Source organism: Burkholderia sp. YIM B11467 (assembly GCF_052952715.1).
In genome coordinates, this window is record NZ_JBQVSQ010000002.1 from 870,380 (window position 1) to 888,946 (window position 18,567).

General features: G+C 67.0%; 13 protein-coding genes and 3 pseudogenes. 7 read left to right on the forward strand and 9 right to left on the reverse strand.

What is annotated here, in order from left to right; all coding sequences use genetic code 11:
* The first annotated feature begins 1 nt into the window (after window position 1).
* From ACTRWB_RS11035 to ACTRWB_RS11050, 4 genes are read left to right on the forward strand one after another with little or no spacing between them, the layout of a single operon-like run.
* A complete protein-coding gene (locus ACTRWB_RS11035; RefSeq protein WP_129517136.1) occupies window positions 2–769 on the forward strand; it encodes a phosphocholine cytidylyltransferase family protein in 768 nt (255 codons plus the stop codon).
* Window positions 766–2,454 (forward strand): phosphoenolpyruvate mutase, encoded by a 1,689-nt coding sequence (gene aepX / locus ACTRWB_RS11040; protein WP_193100781.1) that lies wholly within the window; start codon window positions 766–768, stop codon window positions 2,452–2,454. The genes ACTRWB_RS11035 and aepX overlap by 4 nt, the downstream gene beginning before the upstream one ends.
* The gene (gene aepY, locus ACTRWB_RS11045) at window positions 2,451–3,632 is read left to right on the forward strand and encodes a phosphonopyruvate decarboxylase (protein WP_446901906.1); all 1,182 of its coding nucleotides are present in this window, start codon (window positions 2,451–2,453) and stop codon (window positions 3,630–3,632) included. The genes aepX and aepY overlap by 4 nt, the downstream gene beginning before the upstream one ends.
* Window positions 3,632–4,696, forward strand: a complete 1,065-nt coding sequence (locus ACTRWB_RS11050) for a 2-aminoethylphosphonate aminotransferase (RefSeq protein WP_446901907.1) — start codon at window positions 3,632–3,634, stop codon at window positions 4,694–4,696. The genes aepY and ACTRWB_RS11050 overlap by 1 nt, the downstream gene beginning before the upstream one ends.
* An 84-nt stretch (window positions 4,697–4,780) precedes the next feature.
* On the opposite strand, the pseudogene ACTRWB_RS11055 reads toward ACTRWB_RS11050, so the two are convergent.
* The 3 genes and pseudogenes from ACTRWB_RS11055 to ACTRWB_RS11065 form a co-directional block, all read right to left on the reverse strand.
* Window positions 4,781–5,163: pseudogene (locus tag ACTRWB_RS11055) on the reverse strand (IS6 family transposase); the annotation flags it as partial.
* A 145-nt stretch (window positions 5,164–5,308) separates the two neighbouring features.
* Window positions 5,309–5,641, reverse strand: a complete 333-nt coding sequence (locus tag ACTRWB_RS11060) for a hypothetical protein (RefSeq protein WP_155420354.1) — start codon at window positions 5,639–5,641, stop codon at window positions 5,309–5,311.
* A gap of 28 nt (window positions 5,642–5,669) precedes the next feature.
* Window positions 5,670–5,923 (reverse strand): annotated as a pseudogene (locus tag ACTRWB_RS11065) (aldehyde dehydrogenase family protein); the annotation flags it as partial.
* A 421-nt stretch (window positions 5,924–6,344) separates the two neighbouring features.
* Here ACTRWB_RS11065 and ACTRWB_RS11070 point away from each other — a divergent pair.
* Window positions 6,345–6,491: pseudogene (locus ACTRWB_RS11070) on the forward strand (transposase); the annotation flags it as partial.
* A 75-nt stretch (window positions 6,492–6,566) separates the two neighbouring features.
* Complete coding sequence (locus ACTRWB_RS11075) at window positions 6,567–7,376, forward strand: PA3715 family protein (protein WP_446901908.1); 810 nt, start codon at window positions 6,567–6,569, stop codon at window positions 7,374–7,376.
* Between the two features lie 9 nt (window positions 7,377–7,385).
* Here ACTRWB_RS11075 and ACTRWB_RS11080 read toward each other — a convergent pair whose 3' ends face one another.
* Window positions 7,386–8,537, reverse strand: a complete 1,152-nt coding sequence (locus ACTRWB_RS11080; protein ID WP_446901909.1) for an acyltransferase family protein — start codon at window positions 8,535–8,537, stop codon at window positions 7,386–7,388.
* Window positions 8,538–8,863: 326 nt separating this feature from the next.
* Here ACTRWB_RS11080 and pip point away from each other — a divergent pair, with 326 nt between their 5' ends.
* A complete protein-coding gene (gene pip, locus ACTRWB_RS11085) occupies window positions 8,864–9,796 on the forward strand; it encodes a prolyl aminopeptidase (protein WP_446901910.1) in 933 nt (310 codons plus the stop codon).
* Window positions 9,797–9,806: 10 nt separating this feature from the next.
* On the opposite strand, the gene ACTRWB_RS11090 is transcribed toward pip, so the two are convergent.
* The 5 genes from ACTRWB_RS11090 to ACTRWB_RS11110 form a co-directional block, all read right to left on the reverse strand.
* Complete coding sequence (locus ACTRWB_RS11090) at window positions 9,807–10,706, reverse strand: hypothetical protein (protein ID WP_446901911.1); 900 nt, start codon at window positions 10,704–10,706, stop codon at window positions 9,807–9,809.
* 74 nt (window positions 10,707–10,780) lie between these two features.
* Entirely contained in the window at window positions 10,781–11,053 is a 273-nt protein-coding gene (locus tag ACTRWB_RS11095; protein ID WP_048251347.1) for a hypothetical protein, read from the reverse strand.
* Window positions 11,054–11,238: 185 nt separating this feature from the next.
* Complete coding sequence (locus ACTRWB_RS11100; protein WP_446901912.1) at window positions 11,239–12,291, reverse strand: transglutaminase family protein; 1,053 nt, start codon at window positions 12,289–12,291, stop codon at window positions 11,239–11,241.
* Complete coding sequence (locus tag ACTRWB_RS11105) at window positions 12,285–14,891, reverse strand: circularly permuted type 2 ATP-grasp protein (RefSeq protein WP_193102151.1); 2,607 nt, start codon at window positions 14,889–14,891, stop codon at window positions 12,285–12,287. Before ACTRWB_RS11105 ends, ACTRWB_RS11100 begins: the two co-directional genes overlap by 7 nt.
* A gap of 214 nt (window positions 14,892–15,105) precedes the next feature.
* On the reverse strand, window positions 15,106–18,519 hold the full coding sequence (locus tag ACTRWB_RS11110; protein ID WP_446901913.1) for a transglutaminase family protein: 3,414 nt from the start codon (window positions 18,517–18,519) through the stop codon (window positions 15,106–15,108).
* Window positions 18,520–18,567 lie beyond the last annotated feature (48 nt).

Genomic DNA, 18,567 nt, shown 5'->3' on the forward strand with positions numbered 1-18,567 from the left:
CATGCGAGCCATCATTCTTGCGGCAGGCCTCGGCTTGCGCCTGCAACAACCGCCCGAAGCGCAGTTCCCGAAGTGCCTGCTGCGCTTTGACGACGTTTCGCTGCTCGAGCGCCATTTGCGCGTGCTCGACGCCGCGGGCGTCGACGAGATCGTGCTCGGGCTCGGCTTCCAGTCCGAGAAGGTCGAGCAGGAATTGAAGCGCCTCGGCCGCCAGGCCGAAATCGTGCTGAACGAGCGCTACGACCTCGGCAGCGTGCTGACCGTGCATACCGTCGCCGATGCGATGACGCGCGGCGGCGACGTGCTGCTGATGGACGCGGACGTGCTGTACGACGAAAACATCCTGCATGCGCTGATGGCCGATCCCGACAAGGCGGTCGACCGCCTGCTGATCGACCGCGACTTCGAGGCCGGCGACGAACCCGTCAAGCTGTGCGTGAAGAATGGCGTGCCGGTCGAGCTGCGCAAGCAGCTCGCGGTCGACCTCGACTACGACACGATCGGCGAATCGGTCGGCTTCTTCCGCTTCACCGAAGGCACCGCGCGCCGCCTCGCGACGATCGTCGCGGGCTACGTCGACAGCGGCCGCGCGAACATGCCGCACGAAGAAGCCGTGCGCGACCTGCTGCTCGAAGGCGGCCATTCGTTCGACATCGCCGACGTGACGGGCTCGCCGTGGATCGAGATCGACTTCCCGAACGACGTCGCACGCGCCACGCAAGAAATCCTCCCCCTGATTCAACGCACTACCGCAGGAGCCGCACGATGAACGCACGCGAACCCAATTTCACCGAATCGCGCAGCGCACGCCTGCGCCGCATGCTCGTCAGCAGCGACCTCGAATTCCTGATGGAAGCGCACAACGGCCTGTCCGCGCGGATCGTCCGCGAAGCCGGCTTCAAGGGGATCTGGGCGTCGGGCCTGGCGATCTCCGCGCAGTTCGGCGTGCGCGACAACAACGAGGCCAGCTGGACGCAGGTCGTCGACGTGCTCGAATTCATGGCCGACGCGAGCGACCTGCCGATCCTGCTCGACGGTGACACCGGCTATGGCAACTTCAACAACGTGCGCCGCCTCGTGAAGAAGCTCGAACAGCGCGGCATTGCCGGTGTCTGTATCGAGGACAAGCAGTTCCCGAAGACCAACAGCTTCATCGGCGGCGAGCGCCAGCCGCTCGCGGAAATCGACGAGTTCTGCGGCAAGATCAAAGCCGGCAAGGATTCGCAGACCGATCCCGACTTCTCGATCGTCGCGCGTGTCGAAGCGCTGATCGCAGGCTGGGGGATGGACGAGGCACTGCGCCGCGCGAACGCGTATGCGGAAGCCGGCGCCGACGCGATCCTGATCCACAGCAAGCTGTCGCGCCCGGACGAGATCCTGCAGTTCGCACGCGAATGGAGCGGCAAGGCGCCGCTCGTGATCGTGCCGACCAAGTACTACAGCACGCCGACCGACGTGTTCCGCCAGGCCGGCATCAGCACCGTGATCTGGGCGAACCACCTGATCCGCGCGTCGGCATCCGCGATGCAGGCGACCGCGCGCGAGATCCACGAGAGCGAAACGCTGATCAACGTCGAGGACCGCGTGGCATCGGTCAACGAGATCTTCCGCCTGCAGGACGCCGACGAGTACTCGGCCGCCGAGCGCATCTACCTGTCGTCGTCGTCACGCGCGTCGAACGCCGCGATCGTGCTCGCCGCGAGCCGCGGCAAGGGCCTCGAAGCCGTGACCGAGGACAAGCCCAAGGTCATGCTGCCGGTCGCCGGCAAGCCCCTGCTGCGCTGGCTCGTCGACGGCTTCAAGACGCACGGCGTGAACGACATCACCGTGGTCGGCGGCTATCGCGCCGACGCGATCGATACGTCGGGCATCAAGCTCGTGGTCAACGAACGCCATGCGCAGACGGGCGAACTCGCGTCGCTCGCATGTGCGGCCGAACGCCTGACCGGCGACACCGTGATCTCGTACGGCGACCTGCTGTTCCGCAGCTACATCGTGCGCGACCTCGCGGAGAGCGAGGCCGAGTTCAGCGTGGTGGTCGATTCGTCGTTGACCGAGCCGACCAACCAGAGCGTGCGCGATTTCGCGCTGTGCTCGGCGGCGGACGATCGCGGCCTGTTCGGCCAGAAGACCTATCTGCAACGCGTATCGAGCGACGTCGCCGCAGGCACGCCGCACGGCCGCTGGATCGGCCTCCTGAACGTGCGCGGCGCCGGCGTCGACCGCCTGAAGGCGATGCTCGCGACGCTGCAGGCGCGCGACGATTTCGACACGCTCGACATCCCGTCGCTGCTCAACGAACTGATCGCCGCCGGCGAGAAGATCGAGGTGCAGTACGTGCACGGCCACTGGCGCGGCGTCAACGATCTCGAGGACTTCCGCCGCGCGGGCGACTTCGCGCACGGCCAGACGCCGCTGTCCGAACCAGGTGCCGGCAACGGGGGCGCGCAATGATCGAAGCGGCCCAGTTCGTCGAGGCCGCGCGCGAACGCGGCTTCGACTGGTACGCGGGCGTGCCCTGCTCGTACCTGACGCCGTTCATCAACTACGTGCTGCAGGACCCGACGCTGCACTACCTGTCGGCCGCAAACGAAGGCGACGCGGTCGCGCTGATCGCGGGCGCGACGCTCGGCGGCAAGCGCGGGATCGCGATGATGCAGAACTCGGGGCTCGGGAACGCGGTAAGCCCGCTGACGTCGCTGACCTGGACGTTCCGCCTGCCGCAACTGCTGATCGTCACGTGGCGCGGCCAGCCGGGCGTCGCCGACGAGCCGCAGCACGCGCTGATGGGCCCGATCACGCCCGCGATGCTCGACACGATGGAGATCCCGTGGGAGACGTTCCCGACCGACCCCGAGCAGGTCGGCCCGGCACTCGACCGCGCGATCGCGCACATGGACGCGACGGGCCGCCCGTACGCGCTCGTGATGCAGAAAGGCAGCGTCGCGCCGTATGAACTGAACGCGAACCCGGCGGCGCAGCCGCGCGCGCATGTCGCCGCGCAATCGTCGTCGCGCGCCGCGTCGGCCGATGCCTGGCCGACCCGCCAGGACGCGCTGCAGCGCGTGATCGCGCACACGCCGGTCGACTCGACCGTCGTGCTCGCGTCGACCGGCTTCTGCGGCCGCGAACTCTACGCGATCGACGATCGCCCGAACCAGTTGTACATGGTCGGCTCGATGGGCTGCGTGACGCCGCTCGCGCTCGGCCTCGCGCTCGCGCGCCCCGACCTGCGCGTGGTCGCGGTCGACGGCGACGGCGCCGCGCTGATGCGGATGGGCGTGTTCGCCACGCTCGGCACCTACGGCCCGGCCAACCTCACGCACGTGCTGCTCGACAACGGCGCGCACGAATCGACGGGCGGCCAGGCAACGGTGTCGCGGCACGTGTCGTTCGCGGGCGTCGCGGCCGCATGCGGCTACGCGTCGGCGGTCGAAGGCGACGCGCTCGACGTGCTCGATACGGCGCTGGCCGGGTCGCACGACGGTGCCCAGTTCGTGCGTCTCGCGATCCGCACCGGCGTGCCCGACGGCCTGCCCCGCCCGACCGTCACACCGGTCGAGGTCAAGACCCGTCTGATGCGGCACATCGGCGCCGCGCAGACCGAAGCCCACGCTGAAGGAGCCCTTTGATGCTGCTGCTGAACCCCGGCCCGGTAACGCTGACCGAACGCGTGCGCCGCAGCCTGCTGCAACCCGACCTGTGCCATCGCGAAAGCGAATTCTTCGACCTGCAGGATGAAGCGCGTGCGCGCCTCGTCGCCGCGTACGAACTCGATCCGGCCGAATGGGCCGCCGTGCTGATGACGGGCTCGGGCACCGCCGCCGTCGAGAGCATGATCGCGGCGCTCGTGCCGCAGGACGGCAAGCTGCTCGTGATCGAGAACGGCGTGTACGGCGAGCGGATCACGCAGATCGCGACGCAGTACGGGATCGCGCATGATGTACTGAAGCATGAGTGGATGCAGGCGCCCGATCTCGCTGAGATCGGTGCACGGCTCGATGCGGGCGGGTATTCGCATGTCGCCGTGATTCATCATGAAACGACGACGGGCCGGCTGAACGATCTCGGTGCGATTGCCGAGGTGTGTCGTTCGCGCGGCGTGAAAATGCTCGTTGATGGTGTGAGCAGCTTTGGTGCGGAAGCGATCGATTTTGCCGGTGGCGACATCGATGCTGTTGCCGCGACCGCGAACAAATGCCTGCACGGTGTGCCGGGCGCGGCGTTCGTGATCGTACGCCGTAGTGCGCTCGCGAAGGCCGCGAGCCGTACTTACTACCTCGATCTCGGTCGTCTGGCGAAGCTGCAGGATCAGCGGAATACGCCTTTTACGCCGTCGGTGCACGCGTACTACGCGCTCGTCGAGGCGCTGCGCGAGTTTGATGAGGCTGGTGGATGGCGCGCGCGTCATGCGCATTACAAGGCGCTCGCCGATCAGGCGCAGGCCGGGCTTGCCGCGCGCGGGATGCCGCTGGTGCTGCCGGAAGGTGCGTCGTCGGTTGTTCTGCGCGCGTACCGGCTGCCACAGGGGGTCACGTACGAGACGCTGCATGACGGGTTGAAGGCGCGTGGCTTCGTGATCTACGCGGGGCAAGGCGGGTTGTCGAAGGAACTGTTCCGGATTTCGACGATGGGCGCGATTCAAGCGGCTGATGTTGAGCGGTTGCTGGAAGGGTTTACGGCACTGACGCGGTAAGCCGCTGCTTTTTTCGCCGACATGTCGACAAAAGGCCCGGCATATGTGAACTGAACCGCGGAAGTTGGACGGTTCAAGAATGCTGGGCCAAGAAGGCTGAACCGCTTGGAAGAAGCGCCTGGCAGCCGCCTTGTCGCGGCGCTTCTGTCGCAAGATGTCCAGTTCGACGCCATGCTCGTCGACCGCCCGCCACAGCAGGTAGGGCTCGCCGCGCAGTGACACGAACATTTCATTCAGGTGCCAAGTGCTGCTCGGCTTGCGCCGTGCAGTCTTGACGTTATGCGCGAAGCCCGGGCCGAACTTGTCGCGCCAGCGGCGGATCTCTCGTGGCTGGCGACCACGCCGCGCTCGAACAGCAGTTCCTCGATGTCGCGCAGGCTCAGTTGGAAGCGGAAATACCAGCGGACCGCCTGGCAGATGATCACCGATGGGAATCGATGGCCGTGGTAGGGCGATTTCTTTTTCATCGCCGCAGCTTACCCGACTCCCTCCGGCAACGTGACAGCGCCATTAGCGACTCTAAATCAATGGATTGAACCGGGATGCGGCGGATTTCTCGCGAATCCCGGCCAAGCCTCAACTCCACAGGTCAATCCACATTACGCACACTGATTACTTGAATTCACCTAGTTCTTTGGCCTCTTCACATGTCCTGAAACTATGGCTGCCCACGCGATCATTAGCACCAACCACAACGTAATACGGTAGTAGGCCGCTGCCGTTTGCGGAGACCTGGTAATCCCAGCACTCACCATCCCGACCCCTTGTAATTTTCTGCGGAGCCTGAATTCGCCGCACATCCTTGCCAAATGCCCCCTCTTTTTTAGAGGACGCCATCACGATCGGATGACCAGCGGCATGAATACGCGCCATGCCGTCCGCACAACCCGTCAAACTTACCGCGCTCATAGAAAATAAAAGAGTAAAAGTCCATTTATTCAGCATAACCAACCTTTCCATATAAAGCTGTTCTTCACGCTACCAAAGCATAAGCACAAAATTCGACCTGGATCGGCTTCAAGCGAGTGTAGTGCTCCAATTTCCATTTTCGCGGCCAATCCCCAATTGTTTGTAGCCACCGACCGGCATCTCAGCAGGCGGCTCACCCCAAGTGTTTTCCAGACAAACGCTTGTTTCACGCCGATGAATCACGCGATGCGCGCGGCTGAGATTTTCGGCTGCAACGCCCGCAGCCAATCCGTACTCAGTGTTGTTGGCACGTCGAAGGCAATGTCCCAAAGATAGATGAGAGTTGGGACAGCGGGTGTGATATCGGTTAGGCAACCATTCGATCATGGCCAATTTTTTTAGTTTTCAATTCATCCCGGATACCGAATTATGTTTTTCGTAAGTCGAAATTTCAGCATGCCGAAGGAGAATCATCTGCGGCCGCTTCCTTGCCTCTGCTGCATTGGAAGACCCAGATTTTACTCATCCCGCGCTCTTGTTCTGTCACGTTTTGTACTGCTCCCGTGCACGGGAGCATGAGGAGCTGCTGCCAAGATGCGTTAATCCCACACATTGGCGTATGACCGGAGAATTTGTCGAATTTTGTGATCAGAGATACGAAGCCGCGCGCCATAGGAGCGTAGGTCGTGTCGAGCGCCCAGGCCTGGTTGGCCCGCTCGATCTTCATGCCGCGCAGTAGGGCACGCCTGTCGCGGAGGTCTGCCACAAGATGAGGATCAGCGACGCGACGTTTTACAACTGGCGGACGAAGTACGGTGGGCTGTCGCCCTCGGAGTTGCCCGGCTGAAACAGCTTGAGGAAGAGAACGCAAAGCTCAACGGGTTGAATCCGCAGCCGAACACTAACGCTCTATCATACGTTCCCAGGAAATCTGCAAAGCCCCCTCTTTCCCATCGAGACCATGAAAATCCGTCGCTTCGTTCCTTTGCTGGCGCTTGCCGCTGCTCCCGCCGTGCACGCCACCGACAGCCAGCCTTGCGGCGACGATACCGTCACGGCCATCGCCCGCTGGGCCGGCATTGCCAGCGCACGGATCGCCACGCGCGACGCGGACCGGCTCGTCGTCGCGTCCGCGTGCAAGGTCATGCCGAACGCGCCGGACACGACGATCGCGGCCGTCGCGTTCGATTCGCGTCCGAAAAGCAAGAACCCGGACGACAGCGACAAGCTGCAGATCGTCGCGCTCGTCGAGGGCGGCAAGGTCGTTGCGGCCGAGCGGTCAGTGGTCCAGGAAGATGCGCTCACGGAGGTCGGCGAGAACAGCTATCGCATCGATACGGCACCTTACCGGCTGTCGCCCGACGTGCGAGCGTTCGGTGTCGTGTTCACGAGCAGCGCACGTGGGCCGAGCTGCCCCGACGCCGCTGCCAGCGAAGAATTGACGCTGTGGGTACGCGAAGGCAACCGCATCCGCCCGGTATTCGGCACCAACCTCTACGGCTGGGTCAGTAGCGAAGGCACAGCCTGCGGACCCGCCACCGGCGACGCACGCAGCGAATCGGCGCGCATGACGATCGCCGTCGAGAAAGCCTCGAGCCACGGTTTCGCAGACCTGTCGATCACTGCGCACATCACGAAGACGCAACGCAAGGACGGCGACTACTCGGACACGGGCACACGCACCGCACGCACGGTCGTCCGCTATGACGGCAAGACGTACGGAATCGATATGTTCCGAAACTTCTGGTATCCGCCTTCGGCGATGAAATAACGCAGTGACCTACTCCACCACCTTCGGCCCGATCGCCTCGGTCGGCACGGGCCTGCGCAACGCGTCATCACGCACGCGTCGCGCCTCGCGCGCCGTATAGCGATCCTTCAGCCGCAGGAACGGTTTTTCAACGAGGAAGTAACTGGCCGTCGCCGCCATCAGCGCCCACACGATCCCAAGCGGAAACGCGTGCGCGACCGGCAGGTCCGGGTTCGCGAACGGCTGCTGCCACAGATAGAGACTGAACGAGATCGTGCCGATGAACACGACCGGCCCGGCGCGCAGCCAGCGCGCGCACCAGAACTCGTTGCGGAAATTCAGCACGACGATCACGATCGCGATCAGCGCGGCTTCAAGCGTCACGCCGTACGTCGCATTCCAGAAGCCGCCGAGCCGGTGTTCGGCGAGCGGCATCCCGAGCAGCACGACAACGATGATCGCCGTCACGATGTGCGTCTCGCCGCGCCACGAACGGATCCACGCTTCGAGCCGTTCGCGGTTGAGCGACGCATAACAACCGATCAGGATCGGATCGACGCCGGTGTGCAGCATCATCCCGAGTTGCCCGCGCAGCGCCGGCGCAACGAAATACGTGACGGCGCGCACCAGCGGCACGATCAGGATCAGCGCGGCCAGCCAGCGCGTGCCGCGGCGGCGGATGCCGTACACGAACAGCAACGGCCAGAACCAGTAGAACTGTTCCTCGAGCGCGAGCGACCAGAAATGGCCGAGATACCACGCGCCGTCGCGATGCAACAGGTTGTCGGCGGTCAGCCCGAACCACGCCGAGTAATTCCACAGGTGCAGCGCGGCATACAGCCACTGTCGGCGATCGACGTCGAACCAGCCGGCGAAGGCCACAATCGCGACGGCCGCGAGATAGACGTAGCAGGCCGGCCAGATCCGCAGCGCGCGGCGCACGTAGAACGACGTCAGCGCGATATCGCCGGTGCGCGAGAACTCGGCGCGCAGCACGTTGGTGATCAGGAAACCGCTGAGGACGAAAAAGATCAGCACGCCGAGCTTGCCGTCGGCGATCAGGCGCAACGGCGCGTACCAGCCCGTGTAGCCGCCGGGCAGCACGTGCTCGGCATGACCGACGACGACCATCGACACCGCGACGGCGCGCAACCCGGTCAACTGCGTGACGCGATGGTTCATCGACTGATTCCCGTTGGCACGGTAAAGAAGCAGGAGATAGGCAGGTGCCCCGATCCGGCGCACCGATATGCCGCCGGGATTTTGTATGAAAAATATCGGAATGAAATTGCTTCAAAAATCCCGGCGCGAACCCCGGCGACGGTGCTCACCATAGCGAGCACACGTCCGGCGCGGCGAATGGGCATAATGACAAGCCTTGTCCGGCGGCGGCCGGCCGATGCCTGCGCAACGAGTTTTTTGCGGCGCCGCAATATTCAAAGTACCGTGCCCGCCCGCACACCGGCCCGCTCGTCCGCCTCCTGTCGACCCTCACCCGGAGCCTGTCTGTGTACCCACCGATCGAACCCTACGCCCACGGCCACCTCGACACCGGCGACGGCCATCGCATCTATTGGGAGCGCTGCGGCAACCCGGCCGGCAAGCCCGCCGTGTTCCTGCATGGCGGCCCCGGCGCGGGCTGCAGCGCCGATCATCGCCGCCTGTTCGACCCGGAGCGCTACGACATTCTGCTATTCGACCAGCGCGGCTGCGGGCGCTCGATGCCGCACGCGAGCCTCGAGAACAACACGACGTGGAATCTGGTCGCCGATATCGAACGCCTGCGCGAGATGGTCGGCGCCGAGCAATGGCTCGTATTCGGAGGCTCGTGGGGCAGCGCGCTGTCGATCGCGTACGCGGAAACGCACCCGGAACGCGTCAGCGCGCTGATCGTGCGCGGCATCTTCACGATGCGCCGCGCGGAATTGCTGTGGTACTACCAGGAAGGCGCGTCGTGGTTGTTCCCCGACCTGTGGGAAGCCTTCGTCGCACCGATTCCGGAAGCCGAGCGCGGCGACCTGATGGCCGCCTACCATCGCCGGCTGACGGGCGACGACGAAGCCGCGAAGCTCGAAGCCGCGCGCGCGTGGAGCATCTGGGAAGGCCGCACGATCACGCTGCTGCCCGATCCCGCGCTCGCCGCGCACTTCGCGGACGGCCACTATGCGCTCGCGTTCGCGCGGATCGAAAACCACTACTTCGTCAACCACGGTTTCGTCGAGGAAGGCCAGTTGCTGCGCGACGCACATCGCCTCGCCGGCATTCCCGGCGTGATCGTGCAAGGCCGCTACGACATCGCGACGCCCGCTCGCACCGCATGGGATCTGTCGAAGGCGTGGCCGGAAGCGACGTTCGAGATCGTGCCCGGCGCCGGGCACGCGTATAACGAACCGGGGATCCTGGAAGCGCTGATCGCGGCGACGGACCGGTTCGCGGATTAGCCACGCAGCGTCAGGAGGTCGTTTCCCGGCGCGCAGCGCCCGCCCCGGTGGAAGCGTCGGGATTCGACCACTGCTCCCAGTCGCTCTGCTTCGGCGGCTTCGTCGCGCGTATCAGCACCAGCGCAATGCAGAACGTGACGATCGCGTAAACCGTGATCGGTTGCCACGGAATGGCGATGCGCCGGTATTCGTGCGGCAGGTAGCGCACCAGCGGCGTCGCGACCGACACGTAGCTCAACAGCATCGCCAGCATCGCGACGGCGGACGTCATCAGCGACATCCCGCAGCACCACATGCGTTGCCCGCGTGGCGCGACAGCAGTGCCGACGACCAGCGCGATCGCAGCGGCGATCAGCAGGTCCATCGGCCGGCCATTCGGCAGCAGGTAGCCGAACGTGCCGGTACGCATCGTCGCGAACGAGATCGCCCAGTAATGCAGCGCGGACGAGGCGGCCAGCAGGCCGACGGATACGAAGCGCCGTGCCGTCGGTTCGATCGCGGCGTGCGGCAGGTTCAGATAGTCGTTGCTCAGCCGGTTGTACATCAGCGCGAGACCGGCGACACCCAGCGGCAGCCCGATGAGCACCGTGATCCACGACGACAGCATGAGCGACGCGGCGCTCAACACCATCCAGGTCGCCACATCCAGCGTCCGTCCCCATCCGCGACGAAATGCCAGCGCGATGTGACCGACGAGACCTGCAATCGCCGCCGCGAACGACACGCCCTGCAGCGCCCACATCTGCCCCGACCATGACGAGAATGCGGCCAGCGACCGTTCGTGCAGGAACAGCATGAACGGGACGAACGCCAGCAAGGCCGTGACGTTTTGCAGGATGCCGTGATACGCGATCACGCGAATCGTCGTATAGCGGCGGGAAACGGGAATGGCAGCGCCAGTTGCGGGCATCGGGCATGCGTGAATGAGCCGGTCGGACCGGCAGCATACTCCCTGATCCGCGCCGCCGCGCCGTGCTTATGCCGTCACAGTGCGGTTTCGACGATGGTCCTGCCGCTGATCGCCCGTTCGACGAGCTGTTCGTCGCCGACCTTGCGGATCGCGTCGTCGAGGAGCCCTTCCGGTTCTTCGGTTGCGACCTTCAAGAGACCCGACAGGCCGCGCGCGTCGAGCACCACCAGCGTCTCCATCGAATCCGCGCGGCTCACGAGCACACGGCGCAACGCCGGCCCCGCGCCGAAGCTCGCGCAGAGCGCAATCGTCTCGCTGCCGAGCGTGTAGTCGAAGTGCTTGATCATGGTCTGCCGTCGTTGCAAGGGAATGTCGACGCGCGACGGCGCGGCGCCGTGACGTCGACGCACCCGCGCGTGCTGCCGGCGCCGGACCGGGGTCCGATCCGCGCGCCGGCATCACCATGCTAGGCGTGCAGTATTAACGAAGACTTAAAGGGGCGAAGCGCCCGCGCGGGCGGCATCGCACGACGTTACGGCGCCTCCAGCGGCTCGACCGTCACACCGACCTTCAGCTCCTGATCCGCGCCGCCGCCGCGGATCACGCCGCGCAGCGGCGTCACGTCCGCGTAATCGCGGCCGATCGACAGCATCACGTAGTCGTCGCCCGGCGCGCGGTCGTTGGTCGGATCGAGCTGCAGCCAGCCGCCGTCTTCGGGCCACGCCGGGTCGTACACCTCGACCCACGCATGCGACGCGTCGGCGCCGATCAGCCGCGGCTGCCCGGGCGGCGGCTGCGTGAGCAGATAGCCGCTCACGTAACGCGCAGCCAGCCCGAGCGAGCGCAATGCGCCGATCATCACGTGCGCGAAATCCTGGCAGACACCCTTGCGCAGCCGCAGCGCGTCGAGTGCCGACGTCGTGATGTCGGTACTGTTCGGCGTATACGCAAAGTCGGCGTGCACGCGCCGCATCAGATCCCAGGCGGCCTGCACGAGCGCCCGGTGCGGCGTGAAGCTCGCGGCCGCGTACGCGGCGAGTTCGGGATCGCACGCGACATGCGGCGACGCGAACACGAATTCGCTCGCCGCGTCGTAAGGCTGCCCCGCGCGAAACCGCAAGCGGTCGCGCACGGCTTCCCATTCGGTCGCCTGCTTTGCATCGGGACGCGCGATCGCGGGCGGCGGCGCGCCGCGCGCACCGAGCGACCACACGGGCGGCGTCACGCGCACCGTGCTGCGGCTGCGCACGAGCAGCGTGTCGTGCGGCTGGTTCAGCGCAAACGACGCGCGTGCGTTGCCGAATGCGTCGATCTCCGTGCAGACCGATTCCGGCGCGGGCTCGATGTCGAGCGCGAACGACAGCACCTGCTGCCGCGGCGTCGCGAGCGGTTGCAGGCGGGCCTGGTGCTGGGCCGATTCGACGCGTGCCGCGTAACGGTATTCGGTATCGTGCGTGACGCGCAGCAATCTGCCGGGCGCAACGGCGGCCGGCGCGGCCGATGCGGGTGGTATAACCGGTGCCGCGGCCTGCCGTGCATGGCCGGAACCGGCCGGCGTTTTCGCCGCGCCTTTCGTCGTCACCATAGCGTCCTGCCCGCCTCGCGCACGTGGCTGAAATAGCGTTCGCCGATCCGGTTCGACAGCTCCCAGACCGCCCTCACCGTCGCGTCGAGCGCATCGAGCAGCTTGTCGTGCCGGCCGCCGTCGGCGGTTTCGCAAAGTTCGTGCAGCGACCACGCGGGCACGTCCGGAATCGTCTCGGCCAGCTCCGACAACGCATAACCTTCGCTGCGCTCGACCTTCGTCAAGCGGCCGCGCAGCGCCTGCACGACCCAGCCGAGCGAGCGCGGATTGTCGGTATCGAGCACGACGAGCGACAGCAGCGGCGCGACATCGAAGCCGCGCTGGAAACGCGAGCGGAACGTGATCGTGCTGTCGAACAGTTCCAGCACGAGCTCGAAGCCGTCCTGCCGGTGCACGGCGCCCTCGTCGAACGCGAATTTCAACACGGCGCACAGGAAGTCCAGCCGTTCGATCTGGCGGCCGATCGACAGCAATCGCCAGCCGTCGTCGCGCGTCATGTTGTCGGTCTGCGCGCCCGTGATCGCGCCGAGCAGCAGGCCAAGACGCTCCAGCAACTGCAGCGCGTCGTTGCCGATCTGCTCCTCGGCTTCCGGCAGGCCGGCGCTGTCCGCGAACAATTGCGTCGCGTCGTCGATCAGCCGCCATTGATCGCTCGACAGCCGTTCGCGGATCGCGGCGGCGGCGCCGCGCATCCCGAACAGGCACGACGCGATTCCCGACGTGCGATCGGCGCCGCGCGTCAGCGACGTCGCGAGCGTGTGCTGGAACGCACGCGGCGCGTCGACGGCGTTCGGCGCATCGGCCGCGATCAGGCCGGTGTCGCGACACAGCGTGTCGATCAGCTCCAGATGCGCGGGACTGTCGACGTCGTCCTCGCCGCGCAGCCGCTCGAGCGCAGCACGTGCGAGGCGCATCAGGTTGGTCGCGCGCTCGGTGTAGCGGCCGAGCCAGAACAGGTTCTCGGCCGCGCGGCTCGCGATCGCGCGCGGCCGCTCGACGAGATCGTCGGGGCCGAGGTGCGTTTGAAGCAGCGTCGTCGAATCGACGATGCCTTCGGTCATCACCCACGTATCGACGGTGCTGCCGCCGCGCGGCATCGGCGCGTTGAACAGCGTGTCGCGCGTACCAACCCGCGACAGCCCGCCCGGCAGGAGCCGCCAGCGCTGCGCGCCGTCGGCGAGCGCGAAGACGCGCAGCAGCACCGGCTTCGGCACGATGCGCGCGCTGTCGTTGCCGTCGGGCGCGTCGTGACGCGGCCACGTCGGCGCCTGCGACAGCGGCAGGTCGGCCTGCACCGTGTAGTGTTCGGGCTGTGCCAGGATCCGCGCGCGCCAGTCGGCGAGCTGCGCCTGCGTGAGCCGCGCGCCGATCACCGGGTCGAACGGGCCGCCGGCCTGCACGTCGGGCGGATACGACGCCTTCACGATGCCGCGCGCGAGCTGCGGCAACGCATCGTCACAGGCGGCCGCCTCGCCGCACCACCATGAATGCACGGCCGGCAGCGTCAGCGTTTCACCCAGCAGCCCCTCCGCGAGACGCGGCATGAAACCGAGCATGGCCGGCGATTCGAGAAAGCCCGAACCCGGCGCGTTCGCGAGCAGCACGTTGCCCGCGCGCACGGCCTGCAGCAGCCCCGGCACGCCGAGCATCGAATCGGGCCGCAGTTCGAGCGGATCGAGCCACGCGTCGTCGACGCGCCGCAGGATGCCGTGCACGGGTTCGAGCCCGCGCAGCGTTTTAAGGAAGACGCGGTTGTCGCGCGCGGTCAGGTCGCCGCCCTCGACGAGCGTCAGGCCGAGGTAACGCGCGAGATACGCATGCTCGAAATAGGTCGCGCTGTGCGGCCCGGGCGTGAGCAGCACGATCCGCGAATTCTTCGCGGTCGGGCTGAGTGCCTGCATGCTCTGCAGCAGCGCGCGGTACGCGGACGCGAGCCGCTGCACGCGCAGCCCGCGAAACCCGCGCGGAAACAGCCGCGACACGATCAGCCGGTTTTCGAGCAGATAACCGAGCCCGGCCGCGCCCTGCGTGTGCTGCGCGACGATCCGCCATTGCCCGTCCGGGCCACGCGCGAGATCGAACGCGACGACGTGCAGCCACGTGTCGCCCGGCACGCGCGCGCCGCGCATCGCGCGCAGGTAGCCGGGATGCCCGGTGACGAGCGCAGGCGGCAGCAGCCCGCGCTGCAGGATCGTCTGCGGCCCGTACAGGTCGGCCATCGTCGCGTTGAGCAGCCGCACGCGCTGCAGCACGCCGCGCTCGATCGCGACCCAATCCTCGGGCGTGACGATCAGCGGCAGCAGGTCGAGCGACCACGGGCCGACCGCGCCGGCGCCGGCGCGTTGCTCGTGCAACTGATAGAACAGGCCGTTCTCGCGCATGCGCCGCTGCAGCGCGTCGGCGCGGCGATCGAGGTCGGCCACGCCGTCGCTGCCGATCGACGTGAAAAAGCTGCGCCATGCGGGCGCGAGCGCAGGCGCGTTCAGGCCGGCCGCGCTGCCGCGCAGTTCGTCGTAACGGCCGGCGGCGGCCGGCGCCGCGAGCGCGGCGGCCAGTTCCGCGGCGTCCGGCTGCGCGCCGGTATCGAAAAGCGTGGGCATCGCGTCGAGGGCGGCGAGATGATCGGTTTGAATGGGCGACACAGTATCGTTTCGTCTTCAGGGTGCGGCCGCGCACGCGCGCCGCCGCACAGGCGGCGGGCCGCTGCGCGCGGCCGCAATCTGCCCGCATCCTAGCATTCCGGCGGGGCCGCCATCGACCGGTGCGCCGGGAGAACGCGAGCCGCACATCGTCGTGAGCCCTGTCATCGGCCGGTCAGGGCCGCCGCAAGTCGAGCGTGAACGGGAATTCGCGGCTCGGCGCGGCTGCCGACACGTCCATCCGCCCCGGCGTGTGCCCCATCTCGACGAAGCGCGCGAGCCGGCGGCTCTCGGCCTCGTACGCATTGACGGGGAACGTCGCGTAGTTACGCCCTCCCGGATGCGCGACGTGATAACGGCAGCCGCCGAGCGAGCGCTGCAGCCACGTATCGACGATGTCGAACGTGAGCGGCGCGTGCACGCCGATGGTCGGATGCAGCGCGGACGGCGGCGCCCACGCCTTGTAGCGCACGCCCGCGACGTATTCGCCGACGGTGCCGGTCGGCTGCAGCGGCAGCGCGCGGCCGTTGACCGTCACGACGTGCCGGTTGTCGTTCAGCCCCGTCACGCGCACTTCGAGCCTTTCGACCGACGAATCGACGTAGCGCACCGTGCCGCCGGGCGCACCCTCCTCGCCCATCACGTGCCACGGCTCCAGCGCGCCGCGCAGCGACAGCTGCATCCCGTTCACCGCGATCTCGCCGAACAGCGGGAAGCGGAATTCGAAATGCGGCGCGAACCAGGCCGGATCGAACGCGAAACCCGCGTCGCGCAGTTCGGCCAGCACGTCGTCGAAATCCATCTGAAGAAACGCCGGCAGCATGAAGCGGTCGTGCAGCGCGGTACCCCAGCGCGTCAGCGGCGTCGTGTACGGCGCTGCCCAGAAACGCGCGACCAGCGCGCGCAGCAACAGTTGCTGCACGACGCTCATCCGCGCATGCGGCGGCATCTCGAACGCGCGCAGTTCGAGCAGGCCGAGCCGGCCGGTCGACGAATCGGGCGAATACAGCTTGTCGATGCAGAATTCGCTGCGATGCGTGTTGCCCGTCACGTCGATCAGCAGGTTGCGCAGCACGCGGTCGACGAGCCACGGCGGCATGTTCTGCCCGTACAGCAGCTTGTTGCGCTGGATCTCCGCGAACGCGATGTCGAGTTCGTAGAGCTGGTCGTTGCGCGCCTCGTCGACGCGCGGCGCCTGGCTCGTCGGCCCGATGAAGAGCCCGGAGAACAGGTACGACAGCGACGGATGGTTGTGCCAGTACGCGACCAGGCTCGCGAGCAGGTCCGGGCGGCGCAGGAACGGGCTGTCGGCCGGCGTCGCGCCGCCGAGCACGAAGTGGTTGCCGCCGCCCGTGCCGACGTGGCGGCCGTCGACCATGAACTTCTCGCTGCACATCCGCGACTGCCATGCAGCGTCGTACAGGAATTCGGTGTGGTCGACGAGCTCGTCGAAGCTCGCGGCCGGATGGATGTTCACTTCGATCACACCGGGATCGGGCGTCACCTGCAGCATCTTCAGCCGCGCATCGCGCGGCGGCGGGTAGCCTTCGAGCACGAGCTTCACGCCGAGCGCGTGCGCGGTCAGCTCGATCGCGCCGAGCAGTTCGAGATAATCCTCGAGCGCGGCGAGCGGCGGCATGAACAGGTACAGGATGCCGTTGCGCACTTCGACGCACAGCGCGGTGCGCGTGATCCACGCGGCCGATTCGAAGCGCTCGGGCCGACGCTGCGGATCGTGCGCGGCGGGCCGCCCGTCTCCGGCCGTGCCACCGTTGCGCCACTGCATCACGGTCTGCGCGGACGCTTCGCGATGCACGCCGGACAGGTAGCGCGGCGCGTCGGCCGGCCCCGCATAACGCGCGCGGATGGCGGCAGCTTCCGGCAGCGCGGTGCGCGGCGCGAACGGATCGCGCTCGACCAGGTGCGGATGGTCGGCACGCGCGGCCCATGGCAGCGAATCGAGCGGCAGCCGATAGCCCATTGGCGAATCGCCGGGCACGAGGTACATCCGCTCGTCGCGGAAGAACCACGGGCCGGTCTGCCAACGCGGCCCGTCGAGGCCCGGCCCATCTTCCGTGCGCTGGACCGGCAGCACGTAGCCGACCACACTGTCGAGCTGCTGCTCGAACACCTTGCGCAGCCGCGCGCGTTCGAGCTCGTCGTCGAGGCGCGAGTCGAACGGGTCGACGTTGACCGGCAGCCGGCGTTCGCGCCACAGGTAGTACCAGACGTCCTCGTAGCCCGGCAGGATGAAGTCGCCGGTCAGGTTCAGCCGCGCGGCCAGCGCGTTGATAAAGCGCTTCGCGTCATCGGTCGTACAGGCGGACGGCTCGCGCTCGTCGGCGAACAGCGACGGATCGTGCCACACGGGCTGGCCGTCCGCGCGCCAGAAGATCGACAGCGCCCAGCGCGGCAACTGCTCGCCCGGATACCACTTGCCCTGCCCGAAATGCAGGAAGCCGCCGTCGCCGTATTCGGCGCGCAGCCGCTGCACGAGTTCGGTCGCGTAGCCGCGCTTGGTCGGCCCGAGCGCATCGGTGTTCCACTCGGCGCCGTCGCGATCGTCGATCGACACGAAGGTCGGCTCGCCGCCCTGCGTGAGCCGCACGTCGCCGGCCGCCAGCGCGCCGTCGACCTGCGTGCCGAGCGTGCGCACCGCGTCCCATTGCGACTCCGTATACGGCTTCGTCACGCGCGGCGATTCGTACACGCGCGTCACCGCCATCTCGTGCTCGAACGACACCTCGCATTCGTCGATCAGCCCTTCGACCGGCGCGGCGCTGGTCGGCTGCGGCGTGCACGCGAGCGGGATATGCCCTTCGCCGGCGAGCAGGCCCGAGGTCGGATCGAAGCCGATCCATCCGGCGCCCGGCAGATAGACCTCGCACCACGCATGCAGGTCGGTGAAGTCGACCGACGTGCCGCTCGGGCCGTCGAGCGACTTCACGTCGGGCGTGAGCTGGATCAGGTAACCCGACACGAAACGCGCGGCGATGCCGAGATGCCGGCACAGCTGCACGAGCAGCCACGCGCTGTCGCGGCACGAGCCGGACGCGAGTTCGAGCGTCTGTTCGGGCGTCTGCACGCCGGGCTCCAGCCGCACGAGATAGCCGATGTCGCGCTGCAACTGCTGGTTCAGCGCGACGATGAAGTTCACGGTGCCGGCCGGCGTGAGGTCGACGCCGTCGAGATACGCGCGGAACAGCGGCGACGCGTTCGTCTTCGGATCGCAGGCGAGATACGGCGCGAGCTCGGTCTTCAGCGCATCGTCATAGCTGAACGGGTATTGCTCCGCGCTGGCTTCCAGGAAGAAGTCGAACGGGTTGTACACCGACATTTCGGCGACGAGATCGATCGTGATCTCGAAGGACTCCGTGCGCTCCGGAAACACGAGCCGCGCGAGATAGTTCGAGAACGGGTCCTGCTGCCAGTTGATGAAGTGCTCCGCGGGCTCGACCGTCATCGAGTACGCGACGATCGGCGTCCGGCAGTGCGGCGCGGGCCGCAGCCGCACGACCTGCGGGCCGAGATTGACGAGCCGGTCGTAACGGTAGCGGGTGGTGTGATGCAGCGCGACGTGGATGGACATGGGAGCTCGGTTCGGGTTGGGCCGGCCGCACACGCCGCGTCGCCCTCG